Below are 17,892 nucleotides of genomic sequence, written 5' to 3' on the forward strand. Positions count from 1 at the left end.
TTTTTTAATAAGGAGAAACCCGTGTTGCAAAGTCTAATTATTTTAGCCGTTTTGTCAGTAGCCCTTTTATTATTTTCCCGTCAAGCATCTCTTGCGGTTTGGGCTATCAGTTATGCAGTGTTTGCCTTATTAATTGAACGTTATGGCTCACCAGGTATGCTTGCACAAATTTTCTTATGGGCGGTATTCGCAGTCCTTGTCTTGGGTTCAATAAAACCATTACGTCGGAATTTATTATCGCGTCATCTCTTTCCTATAATTAGCAAAACAATGCCCGCGATGTCTGCAACTGAACGAGAGGCTTTAGAGGCTGGAACGGTAAGTTGGGAGGGTGATTTATTCAGCGGTGCGCCAGATTTCAATGTTTTACTCAACGCGCCAGTGGTGAAATTAACCGCTGATGAACAAGCTTTTATGGACGGACCAGTCAATGAATTATGTCGCATGATTGACGATTGGGATATTACTCATGTACGTACTGATATGCCTCCCGAAATGTGGCAGTTTATCAAGGAGAAAGGTTTTTTTGGCCTGATCATTCCCAAAGAGTATGGCGGCCATGATTTTTCTGCGACAGCGCAAATGTCTATTTTAGCAAAAATATATGGGCGCTCAGTGACTGTTGGCAGCACTGTTTCTGTGCCTAATTCCTTAGGCCCAGCCGAGCTGCTATTAAAATATGGAACGAAAGAGCAAAAGGATTATTATTTACCCCGCTTAGCGGATGGACGAGAAATTCCATGCTTTGCTTTAACAGGACCTAATGCCGGTTCGGATGCGGCATCGATTCCCGATAAAGGCGTTGTCTGTCGCCAAACTGTGAATGGTCAGGAAGTTTTGGGTGTCCGCTTAACTTGGAATAAACGTTATATTACGCTTTGCCCAGTAGCAACCGTAATAGGCTTAGCCTTCCGCTTATTCGATCCTGATAATCTCTTAGGCAAAGGATCTGATGTGGGAATCAGTTGTGCTTTAATTCCTGCTAATACCCCTGGCGTCATTAAAGGTAGGCGTCATTTCCCTTTAAATACTGCCTTTCTAAATGGTCCAACTCAAGGCAAAGATGTGTTTGTTCCTATGGATTATTTAATTGGTGGGGCCGATATGGCCGGACATGGCTGGCGCATGTTAATGGAGTGTTTAAGCGCCGGACGTGCTATTTCTTTACCTTCCAGTTCTGCGGGTGGTTCGCAAGCCGGTGCCCTTGCAAGTGGTGCTTATGCTAGAGTCCGTAAACAATTTAATCAAGCAATCGCTAATTTTGAAGGAATAGAAGAACCTTTAGCTCGTATTGCCGCCAATACTTATATGATTGATGCAGGGTTAACAATGACTGCTGCTGCAATCGATCATGGCGCAAAACCCTCTGTGGCTGGTGCTATCTTGAAATTCCACACGACTGAGCGTGCTCGTCAACTTGTTATGGATGCAATGGATATTCACGGTGGCAAAGGAATTTGTTTAGGTCCCAACAATTATCTAGGACGTGGTTATCAAAATGCACCTATTGGTATTACTGTTGAAGGGGCAAATATCTTAACGCGTAATTTGATTATATTCGGACAAGGTGCGATCCGTTGCCATCCTTATGTATTCAAAGAATTAGAAAGTGTAAGAGAAAAGAATCTGAACCATTTTGACAAAGCGTTTTGGGGGCATATTGGATTTGTCTTTGCTAATTTAACCAAGTCGTTCATCTTTGCATTTACTGATGGACGCTTTACAGCTACTCCGCCAAGTGCAGCTAAGCGTTATTATCAACTGATTCATCGTTATAGCGCGAACCTTGCTTTTCTTGCTGATTTCTCCATGGCAGTGCTGGGCGGTGAGTTGAAACGAAAAGAAATGATTTCTGCTCGTTTAGGTGATGTTTTATCTAAACTCTATCTAAGTTCCGCAGTTTTAAAACGTTTCCATGATGATGGTGAACAACTTGCTGATTTGCCCTTAGTTGAGTGGTGCTGTCAGCAATTGATGCATGAAAGTGAGTTGGCGATTCGGGGCGTGATAGCGAACTTCCCAATGCGCTGGGCACGTGTGGTGCTGAAATTATTTTTACAACCTTTTGGTAGCCAACGGCCTGAGCCTTCGGATAAATTAAGTCAAAAATTGGCGCACATGCTCACGGAACCGAACGAAACTCGCAACCGGTTAACCCGTTTTGCCTTTTCAGAAGCACTCCCTAATTGCCCGCTTGGACGGCTAGAGGAAACTTTCAATAAGTTATACGCAGTAGAAGAGTTGGAAAAGAAAGTGAGTCGTGCAGCCAAAAAAGGCCAATTACAATCATTAACCTTGCTTGAGCAAATTGATGAGGCTGTGCATGCAGGTATTTTAGATACTAAGGAAGCTCAACAATTGAAAGATGCTGAATATGCAAGGCAAGAAATTATTGCTGTAGATGATTTTGCTGATGAAGAATTACGTAGACAACCAGTCGTGAGTAAAGCGAAAAAATCCAGCAGTTATGACGATTTAGCTGAAACGGTCTAACCCGTGGGAATTCTCCTCTCTACGGATGTTATTGTCATCCTGCCTGCGCAGGCATAGGGATGACAATAACAAAATACCAACCAACGTATTTTAACAAATGCCCCGATGCCTTTAGTATGAGATGTTAGGTTAAGCTTGAGAATCTGAGAACTAACTTATTTCTCTTCTAGCACTTCATCAGGCATGGTGACATTGAGCTCAAGAACTGCATTATCACCCATGCGCTCAAGATTCACGCTAACTTGGTCTCGGTTAATGCGAATGTATTTTGCAATAACCGCCAGAATTTCTTCTTGTAACTTTGGCAGATAGTCCGGTGTATTACGCTGAGAACGTTCATGTGAAATAATAATTTGGAGACGCTCTTTTGCCACTGAGGCAGTATTATTACGTTTCCTCAAATAATTGAATATGCTCATGCTGGTGCTTCCTCCTTGTTTTTACCGAACAGGCGACGTAGCAATCCTTTACGCTCGCTGGTAATAAATCGCATGGGTCTGTTTTCGCCAAGAAAACGAGCAATAGCATCTTGATAGGCAAGACCAGCGTCACTGGCTTCATCAAGAATAACCGGTGTTCCTGTATTTGAGGCTTTAAGAACAGCCTTTGATTCAGGTATCACCCCAATTAGAGGAATTGCAAGAATTTCTTTAACATCTTCAACAGAAAGCATTTCACCTTTTTCTACTCGCTCGGGATCATAGCGAGTTAACAAAAGATGTTCTTGAATGGGCGCAACATTATCAATTGCCCGTTTGGTCTTAGAGGCTAATATTCCTAAAATGCGATCAGAGTCTCGCACGGATGACACTTCAGGGTTAGTGACAACAATGGCATGATCTGCAAAATACATCGCCATGTGTGCACCTGTTTCAATGCCGGCAGGTGAGTCGCAAATGATGTAATCGAATTCATTTGCCAAATCGGATAAAACTTTTTCTACCCCGGCTAAAGTCAATGCATCCTTATCACGTGTTTGTGAAGCGGGTAATATAAACAGATTAGGAATACGTTTATCTTTGATTAAAGCTTGATTTAAACTCGCTTCCTGATTGATTACATTGACAAAATCATAAACCACCCTGCGTTCGCATCCCATAATAATATCAAGATTCCTAAGGCCAATATCAAAATCAATGACTACGGTTTTGTGACCTTGCAAAGCAAGACCTGAGGAAAATGCTGCAGAAGTTGTGGTTTTGCCCACGCCACCTTTACCAGATGTTACAACAATAATTTTAGCCAACGTAGAACCCTTCCATTAATCGTTAGATTAAAAATTTTATTCAGTTTACACGGTATTGTTTGCTCAGTTCAAGCTCAAAGAATGTCCTTAAGAAATTAATTTTATCGAATGGGAATTAAATGCTTTTTTTAAGGTCCAATTTATTAAAATCGAGCCCCTTAAAGCCAAGTATTTCGAAATAAATAACCGAATGGATTGTTATGACAAATTTGTTACAAAGTTTTTTATTGCTGTCATAAGTGCATTACATAGTTTGGCTAATCTTAGCTTGTATCTACTAAAGAGGAGATTAACCATGTATTTAAAAAAGCTTATTATGACAACAGTACTTGGCATGTCAGTGCTGGGAGCTTCGGTAGTATCAGCGGATTCATCGCTTAATGCTGTTAAGATTGTTCCAACAAAACAGATCCATCAAAAACACGAATTTAAGGGGTTATTAACTGCTGAGCAGCGTAACGAACTAAAAGCAATAAAGAAAAATTTGCATGAGCAATTGGTTCCATTATTCAAAGAGAAAATGGCTCTTAAATTGCAATTAAAGGGCAAGATGGCTGCTCCACAAACTCAGTGGGCTGATATTAGTAAACTAGTCGAGCAACTTAATGAAAATAATGCAAAAGCAACGACTTTAATTGCTCGTACTCAACTATCAACCTTTCAAAAATTAGGTGTTTTACTCCCACTACAACACCATCATCATCACCATGGGTTTAAAGGGTGGAGATAAAGACTCTTTCTCGCGGTAAGTTCAACTATTATAGCAACTGACTTGCAAGACAGTTGCTATAATCTGCACTTAGATCTTAGTACCATCCATTAGAGCCACAGCAACCACCATAATAGCTAGTGCTACAGCAGGAAGTACAAGTTGAATAACCGCAATTAGAAAATCCACAGCCTGTTAATGCTGCTGAGGCAACGAGCACTGCAATTATTAGTATTTTTTTCATGACGGCGTCCTTGCTTTTAGTTATTATCAATAATTATACACAAAGAGCGAAAAATAAACAAAAAAATAAAGAAAAAATTATCCCTTTAAGCTTATAACAGCATATTTAGTGCCTTTCTCTAGCGATATTTGAAAAAACTTAGTGACTAAAATAGAAACATTCTGTATGATATGAGTAATAAAAGAATTAACGGTACTCATTAGTGACTGACTTCTTTGCGTAGAGTAGTTGTAGAATACAGGGATATAGACAGAGATGTGCCGACTTAATGCTTGTTTAATTAATAACGAGCTGTATCAAAGTCAATAAAACACAGAGTCTGTGAAAATATTTTAATACTAAACTTGATACTGCAAATTTAATGCTTCACTATGCATACTATAAAAAAGGATAGTCTAGATGAAAAATTCAATACACATTCTCGTAGTCGAAGATTCTAAGATAGCGCAAATGGTCATTGAAACCAATTTAACCCAATGTGGCTGTATTGTTGATATTGCAGCCGATGCTCAAGGCGCTTTAGAAAAAACACAAGGTCATCATTATGATGTGATTTTGATGGATATAAGTCTTGGAAACGGCCCCGACGGATTTGATATCGCAGCGCAAATAAAAGCGCACAGTACCTTGAATAAACAAACATCGATCGCTGCTGTCTCTTCACATGTCGAGCCCGAATACCGCGATAAAGCAAAAGCAGTGGGTATGGTAGGGTATTTCAATAAACCCTTTACCCAAAAACATGCTGAAAAAATCATTGGTTTTGTCAAAAATAATCAATTAGCTCACATTATAAATCACATGAGATAACTCATAGAGTTTGATAGGGAAATAGTAAGGCAATCTTTTTTTCCGCTCTTAAATCACCTCACATGGACTACGAGAAATTTATTGATCTGAAAGAAAAAATAACTCATTATAGCGCCCGGGAAAATAGCCCACAGAACAAATAAGTGGCCTGTGCGTATTATAAAACCTCCTTTGACATTTATATTGTGATAATTGATTAATACGGATAGAGCCGCTACCTAATGCAACTTGCTATAAGGAATAATAAATGAAGTATGCACTAGTAGCGACACCAGGTTATTTGCTTTGCATTAATTTGGAAACCAAAGAAGTCACACCAATTGAAAATCATCGACGGGAATATTATGGGATTTCCTGGTTTCCCGGACAAAAAGAATTAATTCTTTCTCACTCTAATCTAGACAATAATTCTCTTATCGATATTCATGGCTACAGTCAATCTGAAGTAGGCTATGTTAGTGAAGGTACTCAAGTAAGCCAACAATTTTTGTCTCAACCACACCAACTTTTATGTGCTCCAGATAAGCGTATTATTTGTACAAATACCGGTAGAAATGCTATTTCAGTGATTGATCTGGAAAAACCAGGTTTATACCATGAAGCTCGTGTCAGTTCTGCGCGTTGGGATCGCCTTTCTTTGACAGAATACAGCGGTGATCATATAAATTCGGTCTTTTTAAAAGATGATCAATTATTCGTTATCTGCCATCGTTTCAAAAAGGGCTCTATTTTAGCTACCTTCGCTTATCCCTCTCTAGAATTAATTGATGTCAAAAATTTATACGAAAAAACAGGCTTACATAATATATGGGTTACTGATGAAGGCCAACAAATCAGTTGCGACTCGGAAAATGGCTCTATTATAGATTTATTATCTGGCCAAATACTCTGGCAATCAGAAGTCAATATTATGACGCGTGGCATTGCGGCAAATAGTGAATACTTACTCGTGGGGGAAAGCAAAATAACGGGGCGTACTTCACGTATGGCGTCTTTAAGTGGTTTGTGGATCTTAGAAAGAGAGAGTTGGAAAACAGTCGATTATTTCTGTCTCGGACCTTTTGGTTGTGTTCACGAAGTACGTCTACTTGATGTTCCTGATGAAGCACATCATGGACATATTTATTATGGTTTAGAAAGCTTACTCCAAAAAAATATGTATCGTGATATTGAGCGTCAATCGATAATAGGCACTTCATCTGAAGTTTATAAATTCTGGAAAAATTATCGCCTATTGTATGGCGCTCCAGAAATACTCCCTGATAGCTCGAAAAAAGTAGATGATGCTGAACTTTGTTTAGCAATTACCAAAAATCCTTCTGAATCGTCAAATAGTTCCTTTGCATTTGATTATTTTTTATCGACTGATACCAAAGAGTCACATGTCTCAGCAGTGCTTGGCTATCATGGAAACGCTAGAGACACTCACATGCATGCTATTTTGCTGCAGCGCACAGAGGATATTGCCTGGCTATCAATTTGGATGAATGATGGTAATTCATGGAGCTTAATTCCTGGAATAAGTATTAGTGGGCTGCCTATATCGGGAATCATGAAAATTAATATCGAGGAAAACAACATTCAAGTATTGATAAACCAAAAAGAAATTTTAAACTTAAGCCCTGAGTCGATAAATTGTCCTAATTACCAAAGAGGATTTGGTATCCGTTGGCTTGGTGCTGCAGTGAGACCCTGTCCATGAATCACCTAGCCGCGCTTGAAGCAGAAAGTATTTATATTATTCGTGAGTTGGCTGCAGAAGCAGAAAGACCAGCAATGCTTTATTCTATTGGCAAGGATAGCTCAGTACTTCTTCATTTAGCACTGAAAGCATTTTATCCGGCCAAACCTCCCTTTCCCTTGGTACATGTTGATACTACCTGGAAATTTAGGGATATGATTCGTTTTCGCGATCGCCGAGCTCAAGAATTAGGATTGGAGCTCATCTCTTATACGAATCAAGAAGGTATTGATGATAAGATCAGTCCCTTTACTCATGGCTCATCTTATTACACTGATGTAATGAAAACGGCTGCATTAAAACAAGTATTGGATAAATTTCAATTTGATGCCGTGCTAGGTGGCGCGCGTCGTGATGAAGAAAAATCACGAGCCAAAGAGCGTATTTTTTCTTTGCGTAGTAAAAATCATCGCTGGAATCCTAAAAATCAGCGGCCGGAATTGTGGAGTTTGTACAATACCTGTATTCATCCTGGTGAAAGCTTAAGAGTATTCCCACTTTCTAACTGGACAGAATTAGATATATGGCAATATATTTATCGAGAAAATATTGAAATTGTCCCTTTGTATTTCGCAGCATTACGTCCAGTTGTTGAGAGAGGGCAACAATTAATCATGGTTGACGATGATCGTCTGCCGCTCGAACCAGGAGAAGAACCTAAATTGAAGAGTGTGCGTTTTCGTACTTTAGGTTGCTATCCATTAACTGCTGCGATTGAATCCACAGCACAAACCCTGCCCGAAATTATTCAAGAACTATTATCAAGCACCTATTCGGAACGACAGGGGCGCATGATTGATCACGACAGTACTGCCTCAATGGAAAAGAAAAAACTAGAAGGATACTTTTAATGCAGGTTAATAGTTTAGTCACAACTGATTTTACCTCGTACCTAAACCAACATGATCAAAAAGACTTGTTGCGCTTTATTACTTGTGGCTCTGTCGATGATGGTAAATCGACATTAATAGGACGTTTACTCTACGAATCACAACTTATTTACGATGACCAATTAGATTCGCTAATCACAGACAGCAAAAAATTTGGCACTATTCAGGATGGGCTGGATTTGGCATTGTTAATGGATGGTTTGAGTGCTGAACGAGAGCAAGGAATAACTATTGATGTAGCTTATCGTTTTTTTAGTACAGACAAACGAAAATTTATAGTAGCAGATACCCCGGGGCACGAGCAATATACCCGTAATATGGCAACTGGCGCCTCCACAGCTCAAGCAGCTGTGCTCATTGTTGATGCGCGTAAAGGCATTGTTACGCAAACACGCCGTCATAGTTTTATTCTCAATACTTTTGGCGTAAAAAATATAATTTTAGCCATCAATAAAATGGATCTGGTTCACTATGAACAATCCATTTATGAAAAAATTAAAGAAGATTATCTAGAGTTTGCACACAGCTTAGATTTTACTCAAATTATTGCTATCCCTATTTCTGCGCTAAAAGGTGATAATATAATTCAACCTTCCGTACCAATGCATTGGCATAAAGGATTAACACTCCTTCAACATTTAGAACAAATAACAATACAGCAACCTAACCAAGAACAAGCCTTCCGTATGCCAGTACAATGGGTAAATCGTCGGAGCCATGACTTCCGAGGTTTTGCTGGTCTTATCACTTCTGGCTCGATTAAGCCCGGGGACACTATTAAAGTTATACCAGGCAATAAACAAGCAACCATTAATCGTATTGTAAGCTATGATGGCGACTTACCTATGGCTGAGGTCGGCCAATCAATAACCCTTACTTTAAATGAAGAAATAGATATCTCACGGGGAGTAGTATTGTGTGATGCGGATAAGCCCTGCGCTACTGCCGATCAATTTATGGTTACTCTATTATGGATGCATGAATCACCAATGATTGCCAGCCGCCAATATTTATTTAAAGGCCATACAGTAACGAGTTTGTGCTCTTTAGGAAAACCGCAATACCGTATTGATATAAATAATGGAGAACATTTGGCTGCACAGGACTTTCAGCTGAATGAATTGGGAAGCTGTGAATTATTTCTGGATAAAGCTATTGCATTTGACACTTATAAGGCAAGCCCTCGCTTGGGAAGTTTCATTCTTATTGATAAATTAACCTATGAAACCGTCGCTGCGGGACTAATTCATTCCGAGTTGCGACAATTAACTCATTTATCAGAACAAAATGTATTAATAAAACCAAGTCACCGTGCCGCAATAAAAGGACAAAAACCTCTTGTACTTTGGTTTACGGGATTGTCTGGTGCTGGAAAATCTACTATTGCTAATTTATTAGAATATGAGCTTAATTCTCGAAGAAAACATACCATTTTACTTGATGGAGATTTAATTCGACATGGTTTAAATCGTGATTTGGATTTTTCTGTTTCGGGACGCGCTGAAAATATTCGCCGTATTATTGAATTAGCTAAAATAATGACTGAGGCAGGGTTAATCAGCTTAGTATCTTTTATTTCTCCCTTTAAAGCAGAACGTGAAATGGCTCGCGAGCAAATAGGACGCGAACAATTTTTAGAAATTTATGTCGATGTTCCTTTAAATATTGCTGAAACTCGGGATGTTAAAGGCTTATATAAAAAAGCTCGAGCAGGGGAGATAAGTAATTTTACAGGGATTAGTAGTCCCTATGAGGCACCTGAAAATCCCGATTTGCATTTGGACACTAGTGTTTTAAGTCCAGGGCAAGCAGTGCATGCCATAATTGATTTGTTAGGTTTCTAGCAAAATTTGAATGAAGCTAACTTAAGGCCAAAGTGAGATCATTAAAAAATCTAACCCCCTATGGCATGGTTGGTGATGCGTTTCTTATTTATTTTTATATTGAAAATTAAAACAAAAGTTTTATACTCATAATTTCCAAATTAGAAAGGAATTTGCAAGGTGATGAAACGTTCAATAATAGCTTTGGGAGTTTTGTTGAGTAGTTCCAGCTTTGCTGATTCACTTTCTTACGAAGAGATCCAACTTTGTACTAATGCCTACAATCATGTTTGGTTTTCCTTTGAAACACTAAAATCCACTCTAAAAGAAGATCCTGCCGAGCAATTACCACAACTTATCACCGAATTTACCAAAGCGGTGACTTCAGATATTCATTTTGAGGTTCAGAAGCTTCCTGTCCCCCCCGATTTTACAAGCACGATTTCTATCATAGTGGATGGTATTCCAGATTTAGCGAATACAGCGGCATTCGGAATAGAAAATTTTGGCGAACATCATATTACATCTCCATTTAGCATTAAAAGACTTCCTAATACTGATGCGGGCCACGTTTATAGTATGACCACTCGCGATATGGAGTTTAGCCGAGATGCGAGCGCAGAAGGTGGATGTACAGTATATCTGTCGCAAAAAGATGTGATTTGTACCGTGCAAAAAGGAGAAACAGGTACGAAAGCCTTATTGAGTAGTATCATTGATAATGTTGTTACTGCCTATACAATCCCTGCGCCCCAATGTGCAATGTGGAATGCTGCGCCCATTACTCCCTATGTTTAAAATGCGTGATATATATGAAGTTAAGCCTTCCTCATTTCCTATAATTGTTGTATAATATTCGGTTAATTTAATTATAGGAGTGTGGTATGTCACTTTCAATTGTGCAACAAGCACTGACTTTTGATGATGTGTTGTTAATCCCTGCCCACTCGACAGTCCTACCGAAAGAGGTTTTGCTAAAAACCCATCTTACTCGTGAAATTGAATTAAACATCCCTTTAATCTCAGCTGCGATGGATACAGTGACCGAAGCGCGATTGGCAATTGCTATGGCACAGGAAGGAGGAATCGGAATTATTCATAAAAACATGAGTATTTCCGCTCAAGCCGATGAAGTGAGAAAGGTAAAGAAATTTGAAAGTGGAATGGTAAAAGATCCGATATCCGTTACCCCTTCCATGAATGTCCAAGAATTATTGGCAGTGATGGCTAAGCACAATTTTTCTGGGGTTCCAGTGGTTGACGGAGAACTTCTGGTAGGAATTGTGACTAGTCGAGATATTCGATTTGAAACAAATTTAGCCTTACCCGTTTCGGCAGTAATGACCCCTAAAGAGCGTTTAGTTACTGTCAGAGAAGGGGCAAGTCGAGAAGAAATTCGCAGTCTTCTTCATAAACACCGCATTGAAAAATTACTGGTTGTCAATGAGGCATTTAATCTTCGAGGCTTGATCACGGTAAAAGATATCCAAAAGGCCAAAGAAAATCCCTTTGCTTGTAAAGACAGTGCCGAGCAATTAAGGGTGGGTGCTGCGGTTGGTGTTAGTGAAAACACCGATGAGCGAGTCATTGCTTTGATTGAAGCGGGGGTAGATGTCATAGTGGTTGATACTGCTCATGGCCATTCACAAGGTGTATTAAACCGAGTGAAATGGATAAAACAGAATTTTTCTAATGTTCAGGTTATAGGCGGTAATATTGCTACTGCTAGGGCTGCTCTAGATTTAGTTGAGGCAGGAGTGGATGCAGTGAAAGTAGGCATAGGTCCTGGTTCTATCTGTACTACACGAATTGTAACCGGTGTTGGTGTTCCACAAATTTCTGCGATTGCTAATGTGGCACACGGGCTTAAGGGCAGGGTCCCTATTATCGCTGATGGCGGTATTCGTTTTTCTGGTGACGTTTGTAAAGCTTTAGCTGCCGGTGCAAATACGGTGATGCTAGGTGGAATGTTTGCCGGCACAGAGGAATCGCCTGGTGAAATAGAGCTATACCAAGGCCGTACTTATAAAAGCTATCGTGGTATGGGTTCTATCGGAGCTATGGCACAAGCTCAAGGCTCCAGTGATCGTTATTTTCAGGATGTCAGCCAAGGTACTGAAAAATTAGTCCCTGAGGGAATAGAAGGGCGAGTACCTTACAAGGGTCCTGTACAGACCATTATCCATCAAATGATGGGCGGACTGCGTTCTTGCATGGGCTATACTGGTTGTAATACTATTTCAGCCCTTCATGAAAAAGCTGAGTTTGTTCAAGTTACCAACGCTGGGATGCGCGAATCGCATGTACATGATGTGAGTATCACTAAACAAGCGCCTAACTATCAGGTTGATGATTAAAATGAGAGATATTACTCAAAAACCTCTTGTTATTCTTGATTTCGGTTCCCAGTATTCGCAGCTCATTGCTAGACGCGTCCGTGAAATGGGGGTGTATTGTGAAATACATCCTTATAATATCGACGTGGCAAGCTTACAAGCACTCAGACCTTGCGGTATTATTTTGTCGGGTGGGCCATCCACTGTAACCGAAGTTTCTAATCCACGAGCACCAGAATGGTTATTTGAATCCGGATTGCCCTTACTCGGAATCTGCTATGGCATGCAAACGATGGCAATACAGCTTGGTGGCCAGGTGCAGTCGTCGACGATTCGCGAATACGGTTATGCAGAATTGCGCTTACACAGCCATAGTCAATTATTAGACAATATTGAAGATAGAACAACGCCCGAAGGCGAAGCTTTATTAGATGTATGGATGAGTCATGGCGATAAGGTAACTGTTCTCCCTCCTGGTTTTGAAATCATTTGCGAAACACGCAATGCACCCATAGCCGGTATGGCTAATGAAGCTCATCATTGGTATGGCTTGCAGTTCCATCCTGAAGTAACTCATACCGTGCAAGGATTACGAATTCTGGAACGTTTTGTCATTGATATTTGTAAAGCGGAAACAACCTGGACGGCGGATAATATTATCGAACAAGCAATTAGCGCTATCCAAGAACAAGTAGGTGATCAACAAGTCCTTCTTGGTTTATCCGGAGGAGTGGACTCTTCTGTCGTTGCTGCTTTATTACATCGAGCTATCGGTGATCAATTAGTTTGTGTCTTTGTGGACACAGGGTTACTGCGTTTAAACGAAGCCGAGCAAGTGATGGCTATGTTTGGGCAACACATGGGGATACGCATTATTGCTGTTAATGCAGAAGAAAAATTTTTAAAAGCCTTGGAAGGCGTTGATTGTCCAGAAACAAAACGCAAAATTATTGGCCGAACGTTTATCGAGGTTTTTGATGAAGAAGCACAGCACATTCCTAATGTGAAATGGTTAGCTCAGGGTACCATTTATCCTGATGTCATTGAGTCGGCTGCGACAAAAACAAATGGTGCTGCTGTAGTGATAAAATCCCACCATAATGTGGGTGGTCTACCAGAAACGTTGAATTTAAAATTATTAGAGCCGATTCGTGAACTGTTTAAAGATGAGGTTCGCAAGATTGGTTTGGAGTTGGGTCTACCTTATACCATGGTTTATCGTCATCCTTTTCCTGGTCCTGGTTTGGGTGTGCGTATTCTCGGCGAGATAAAAAAAGAATATGCAGAGATTTTACGTCATGCGGATGCAATTTTTATTGATGAGTTGCATAAAGCTGATTTATATCAAAAAGTCAGCCAAGCCTTTGCCGTTTTTCTACCGGTAAAAAGTGTAGGGGTCATGGGTGATGGGCGGCGTTATGATTATGTTATTTGTCTGCGTGCTGTGGAAACAATTGACTTTATGACGGCCCATTGGGCTCATCTACCCTGGGATTTTCTGGCTCAAGTCTCTAACCGTATCATCAATGAAGTGGCTGGCGTATCTCGGGTCACTTACGATATTTCCGGAAAACCGCCAGCAACTATTGAGTGGGAATGAGCCATCAGTTTTGGATGAGACAAGCTTTCGAGCTTGCCTTAAAAGCAAAGGAGCAAGGCGAAATCCCTGTGGGGGCTGTGCTTGTTTCTCAAGACCAGCAGTTGCTAGGCTGTGGTTGGAATCAGGTCATACAAACCAATGATCCCTGCGCTCATGCTGAACTTCTCGCCATTCGGACTGCGGCGGCCAAACTTGATAATTATCGGTTATTAAACACCACGCTCTATGTCACTCTAGAACCCTGTTCCATGTGCGCAGGAGCGTTAATTCACGCACGTATTGAGCGTTTAGTTTTTGCCACCCGAGATTTTAAAGCGGGAGCTGCAGGTTCTGTTTATAATTTACTGCGCGGTTATCCTTTGAACCATCAAGTGCAGATTGATGAAGGAATTATGCAGCAAGAATCTGCGGATTTATTGGCTGATTTTTTTAAAAGGAGAAGGAGTTAGCTGCTAGCTAAGGTATTCGAGCAAAAAAGTAGAAAAAATAAATAAAAGACCTAAGATTAAATAAAATAAAAAGCGGTCCTGAACAAGCCGTTGCTCTTTTGCTTTTGGACGCAGCGTATTAAAGGCGATAAAAAGAAAGACGGCGCCAATGATTATGCATAAAATTTGTATGAATAAAAATATGGCCATTTCAAATTCCTTAATTTAAGTACGTCAACTCCGCAATTAACGCTTGCTTTAATAGCTCTTTTCTCTTTTGACTTAAAGCCTGCCCATTTAAAGTTGAAATAAAAAACATATCTTCCGCACGCTCACCCGCTGTGGCAATTTTTGCATTGTGAAGATGAATGTTTTGGTTTAAAAAGACACGGCTAATACTAGCCAACAAACCCGGTCTATCGGGTGTCACCAGAAATAAGCTACTCACTTGATCATCCTCTTCGCTAAAAGTAATTTGCGGTTTCAATTTAAAATGAGCTTGAGTGCGTGACAATCTACGTCGAGTGATAGCAGGTATTTGCGCTGTGTTGGCTAAGTGTTTTTCAAGTGCTTTTTGAATATTTTCAGTACGCCGCTCATCAAAAAACACTTGCTGCTGCTCGTCCAAAATGATGTAACTATCTAAATCATAATTGTTGTCGCAGGTAAGAATGGCTGCTTCTTGGATAGTTGTATAATGATTGCTGAGAACAGTGGTGGTGATAATAAAACGCTCATCACGATGAGGCATATAAATAAAAACTTCAATCCCACCTCCGCTGTGATGCGGCATAATCAGGACTAGAGGGTATTTTTTACAATTGATAATTGCTTTAGTATGTCTGGCGATCACTTCAGGCGGCTGATGAATAAAATATTTTTCCTTAAAATTTGCCCATAAGCTTTGAATTGTAGGGCTATAAAGGCCCTCACTAACTAGAATAGCTAATGCCTCTTGTTGGCGAGAATAAAGCAGTTCAGTTTCATCAACTGATATTTTCTCTTGATGCATCAATTGGTGGGCTGCACGATATAACTCTTTTAACAAGGAATCTTTCCAAGCATTCCAAAGGGTGTGATTGGTTGCACAAATATCTGCGACGGTCAGTAAATAGAGATATTCAAGATAATCTGCTTGTGGTAATTGACTGCAAAACTGCTGCACTGTTTTAGGATCATAAATATCTTGTCGTTGAGCCGTTTGTGACATGAGTAAATGATTGTGCACCAGCCATATTAATAAGTTCGACTCTTCTTCGCTGAGTTTATGACCTAGGGCAAATTGTCGCGCTTCTTCGGCACCCAATTCAGAGTGATCGCCGCCGCGCCCTTTAGCGATATCATGAAAAAGAGCGGCTAAATATAAAATTGCTGGATTCGCGATTTTTGACATTAATTGAGCAGCTAAAGAAAATTGTTTTGCATATTCTGGTTTTAAAAAACGAGCCAGATTACGGATAACAAATAAAGTGTGTTGATCAACGGTATAGACATGAAATAGATCGTACTGCATTTGTCCCGTTACGGCTGCAAAACAATCCAAATAATGACCTAAAACACCATAGCGATTCATATGATGCAGAGCATCGTAAGGATCTTTTTCTTTAAAAATGGCAAGAAAAGTTTGAGTGGCAAATTTACTGATGCGAAAACGGCGACTGATTAAATAAAGATATTGTCGAATCAAGCGAATTGTGCTGGCGCGTACTCCTTTAATGTCAGGTATTTTGGCAATCCAGAGAAAGATTTCCAATAGCGCCTGTGGTTTATAAGCAAATACTCTAGTATTTTTTACTTCAATGTAGTTATTTGATAGCTGAAAATAACTATTGAGTGGGATAAGGCGTTGTTTTTGATGATGAACAATCTCTTCAGCAAACCATTGTAAAAGCATTTCATTCAATTCGCGACTGCGTTTAATCACTTTGAAATAGACTTTCATGAATTGTTCGATCGCGAGAGATTGCTCGTTATCAACGAACCCGAAGAGGGCGGCTAATTTAACTTGATTATCAAACAATAATCGTTCTTCCTGTTTTTCAGCTAACAAATGTAAGGCAAAACGAACTCGCCACAGAAAATGTTGGCAAGCGATGAGTTCTTCATATTCTTTATCGGTAATAAAGCCGCAATTAATACCATCAGCTAATTTTTTAATACCAAAATGGCGCTTACCAATTGATAATAAAATTTGTATATCACGCAGTCCACCGGGACCATATTTTACATTGGGCTCCAAATTGTAGGCGGTTTCCCCGTATTTCGCATAGCGTTGCAGTTGCTCTTGCTGTTTAGCAAAAAAATAATCATGGCTGGGCCACATATGCAGTGGATGAGTCTGATAAATTAATTCTTCCATTAAGTTACCGCGACCACAGATTAGATGCATATCGAGGATGCTTGAAATGACACTTAAATCCGTCGAAGCTAATTCGGCACAGGCATTCACCGTAGTAATTTGATGACTCACTTCTAAGCCGATATCCCAGCAGTCTTGAACGAAGGATTGCGCATTTTGTAGCTGTGTTTTGGAAAGATTTTCTGTATGGAGTAATAGTAAATCAACATCAGAATACAGTTGTAATTCTCGGCGCCCATAACTACCTAAAGCAAGTAGGCAAAATTTATTGCCCTTATGCAAATGGTTTTTATGAAAGAGATTCGTGAGGATTTCGTCTATAAAGCTGACTAATTTACGAGTGAGGGGACCGATATTCGTTTTTTGTTTAAATTCTTTACACAGCTCATCCTTGAACTGCTGAATGGATAGCTTGAGATGGTGATTATCGTTCTTCATTGCGTAAGGTCAGTATTTCCACTCCGCTGTCAGTGACTAAAAGCGTATGCTCCCACTGTGCGGATAGGCTGTGATCTTTGGTAACTACCGTCCATCTGTCAGGGAGCAGTCGGGTATGATGTTTCCCGACATTGACCATAGGCTCAATCGTAAAGGTCATACCAGGGCGCAAAACTTCTCCGGTACCAGGAGTCCCGTAGTGAAGCACTTGAGGATCCTCATGGAAAATACGTCCGATACCGTGGCCACAATATTCGCGAACGACTGAGCAGCGATTTTTTTCTGCATGCGTTTGAATTGCATGACCGATATCACCTAAACGAACACCGGGTTTTACCATTTCAATGCCGATAAATAGACATTCATGGGCAACATTGACAACATGCTTAGCTTTTATGGTTGGTTCGCCAATAAAGAACATTTTACTAGTATCCCCATGGTAGCTATCTTTAATCACAGTAATATCAATGTTAATAATGTCGCCTTCTTTGAGCGCTTTTTTGCCTGGAATACCATGACAAACGACGTGGTTTATGGAGGTGCAGATCGATTTAGGAAAACCATTGTAGTTCAAAGGAGCAGGAATAGCCTGTTGTTCATTGACGATATAGTTATGACAGATGGTATTCAATTCATCCGTTGTTACACCTTCGCGTACGTAGGGGCCAATCATTTCTAAAACATCCGCTGCAAGCCTTCCGGCTACACGCATTTTTTCAATTTCATCCGGGGTTTTAATGGTTACTGACATGATTTGGGAATCCACAAAATTATA

Annotated in this window: 16 protein-coding genes; 10 read left to right on the plus strand and 6 right to left on the minus strand. The window is 40.1% G+C overall.

Annotated elements, in window-relative coordinates; all coding sequences use genetic code 11:
• Window positions 1–21 precede the first annotated feature (21 nt).
• Window positions 22–2,493 carry an acyl-CoA dehydrogenase gene (locus Lnau_RS05460; RefSeq protein WP_058504130.1) on the plus strand — a complete coding sequence of 824 codons (2,472 nt, stop codon included), beginning with the start codon at window positions 22–24 and terminating at the stop codon, window positions 2,491–2,493.
• Between the two features lie 155 nt (window positions 2,494–2,648).
• Here the strand turns inward: Lnau_RS05460 and minE are convergent, their stop codons facing one another.
• Both minE and minD read right to left on the minus strand, forming a co-directional pair.
• Window positions 2,649–2,912: a cell division topological specificity factor MinE gene (minE, locus tag Lnau_RS05465; protein WP_058504131.1), complete on the minus strand. Its 264-nt coding sequence runs from the start codon at window positions 2,910–2,912 to the stop codon at window positions 2,649–2,651.
• Window positions 2,909–3,739: a septum site-determining protein MinD gene (gene minD / locus Lnau_RS05470; protein ID WP_058504132.1), complete on the minus strand. Its 831-nt coding sequence runs from the start codon at window positions 3,737–3,739 to the stop codon at window positions 2,909–2,911. Before minD ends, minE begins: the two co-directional genes overlap by 4 nt.
• A gap of 295 nt (window positions 3,740–4,034) precedes the next feature.
• Between minD and Lnau_RS05475 the strand changes: the two genes are divergently transcribed.
• Window positions 4,035–4,469 carry a hypothetical protein gene (locus Lnau_RS05475; protein WP_058504133.1) on the plus strand — a complete coding sequence of 145 codons (435 nt, stop codon included), beginning with the start codon at window positions 4,035–4,037 and terminating at the stop codon, window positions 4,467–4,469.
• A gap of 76 nt (window positions 4,470–4,545) precedes the next feature.
• Here the strand turns inward: Lnau_RS05475 and Lnau_RS16600 are convergent, their stop codons facing one another.
• The gene (locus Lnau_RS16600; protein ID WP_165482917.1) at window positions 4,546–4,692 is read right to left on the minus strand and encodes a hypothetical protein; all 147 of its coding nucleotides are present in this window, start codon (window positions 4,690–4,692) and stop codon (window positions 4,546–4,548) included.
• 399 nt (window positions 4,693–5,091) lie between these two features.
• Here Lnau_RS16600 and Lnau_RS05480 point away from each other — a divergent pair, with 399 nt between their 5' ends.
• The 8 genes from Lnau_RS05480 to tadA all read left to right on the plus strand — a co-directional run bounded on the left by Lnau_RS05480 (window position 5,092) and on the right by tadA (window position 14,341).
• Window positions 5,092–5,502 (plus strand): response regulator, encoded by a 411-nt coding sequence (locus Lnau_RS05480; protein WP_058504134.1) that lies wholly within the window; start codon window positions 5,092–5,094, stop codon window positions 5,500–5,502.
• 247 nt (window positions 5,503–5,749) lie between these two features.
• Window positions 5,750–7,204: a hypothetical protein gene (locus Lnau_RS05485; protein WP_058504135.1), complete on the plus strand. Its 1,455-nt coding sequence runs from the start codon at window positions 5,750–5,752 to the stop codon at window positions 7,202–7,204.
• Entirely contained in the window at window positions 7,201–8,094 is an 894-nt protein-coding gene (gene cysD, locus Lnau_RS05490) for a sulfate adenylyltransferase subunit CysD (protein WP_058504136.1), read from the plus strand. The genes Lnau_RS05485 and cysD overlap by 4 nt, the downstream gene beginning before the upstream one ends.
• Complete coding sequence (gene cysN / locus Lnau_RS05495) at window positions 8,094–9,977, plus strand: sulfate adenylyltransferase subunit CysN (protein WP_058504137.1); 1,884 nt, start codon at window positions 8,094–8,096, stop codon at window positions 9,975–9,977. Before cysD ends, cysN begins: the two co-directional genes overlap by 1 nt.
• 162 nt (window positions 9,978–10,139) lie before the next feature.
• Complete coding sequence (locus Lnau_RS05500) at window positions 10,140–10,754, plus strand: hypothetical protein (protein ID WP_058504138.1); 615 nt, start codon at window positions 10,140–10,142, stop codon at window positions 10,752–10,754.
• Between the two features lie 86 nt (window positions 10,755–10,840).
• A complete protein-coding gene (gene guaB / locus Lnau_RS05505) occupies window positions 10,841–12,313 on the plus strand; it encodes an IMP dehydrogenase (RefSeq protein WP_058504139.1) in 1,473 nt (490 codons plus the stop codon).
• Between the two features lies 1 nt (window position 12,314).
• Window positions 12,315–13,892: a glutamine-hydrolyzing GMP synthase gene (guaA, locus tag Lnau_RS05510; protein ID WP_058504822.1), complete on the plus strand. Its 1,578-nt coding sequence runs from the start codon at window positions 12,315–12,317 to the stop codon at window positions 13,890–13,892.
• Window positions 13,889–14,341: a tRNA adenosine(34) deaminase TadA gene (tadA, locus tag Lnau_RS05515; RefSeq protein WP_058504140.1), complete on the plus strand. Its 453-nt coding sequence runs from the start codon at window positions 13,889–13,891 to the stop codon at window positions 14,339–14,341. The genes guaA and tadA overlap by 4 nt, the downstream gene beginning before the upstream one ends.
• 3 nt (window positions 14,342–14,344) lie before the next feature.
• On the opposite strand, the gene Lnau_RS05520 is transcribed toward tadA, so the two are convergent.
• From Lnau_RS05520 to map, 3 genes are read right to left on the minus strand one after another with little or no spacing between them, the layout of a single operon-like run.
• Window positions 14,345–14,530 (minus strand): hypothetical protein, encoded by a 186-nt coding sequence (locus Lnau_RS05520; protein ID WP_058504141.1) that lies wholly within the window; start codon window positions 14,528–14,530, stop codon window positions 14,345–14,347.
• Between the two features lie 10 nt (window positions 14,531–14,540).
• The gene (gene glnD, locus Lnau_RS05525; RefSeq protein ID WP_058504142.1) at window positions 14,541–17,117 is read right to left on the minus strand and encodes a [protein-PII] uridylyltransferase; all 2,577 of its coding nucleotides are present in this window, start codon (window positions 17,115–17,117) and stop codon (window positions 14,541–14,543) included.
• Window positions 17,104–17,868, minus strand: a complete 765-nt coding sequence (gene map / locus Lnau_RS05530; protein WP_058504143.1) for a type I methionyl aminopeptidase — start codon at window positions 17,866–17,868, stop codon at window positions 17,104–17,106. The genes glnD and map overlap by 14 nt, the downstream gene beginning before the upstream one ends.
• Between the last annotated feature and the right edge of the window lie 24 nt (window positions 17,869–17,892).

Origin of the sequence: Legionella nautarum, from assembly GCF_001467895.1 — a bacterium.
Taxonomy (GTDB): Bacteria; Pseudomonadota; Gammaproteobacteria; order Legionellales; family Legionellaceae; genus Tatlockia; species Tatlockia nautarum.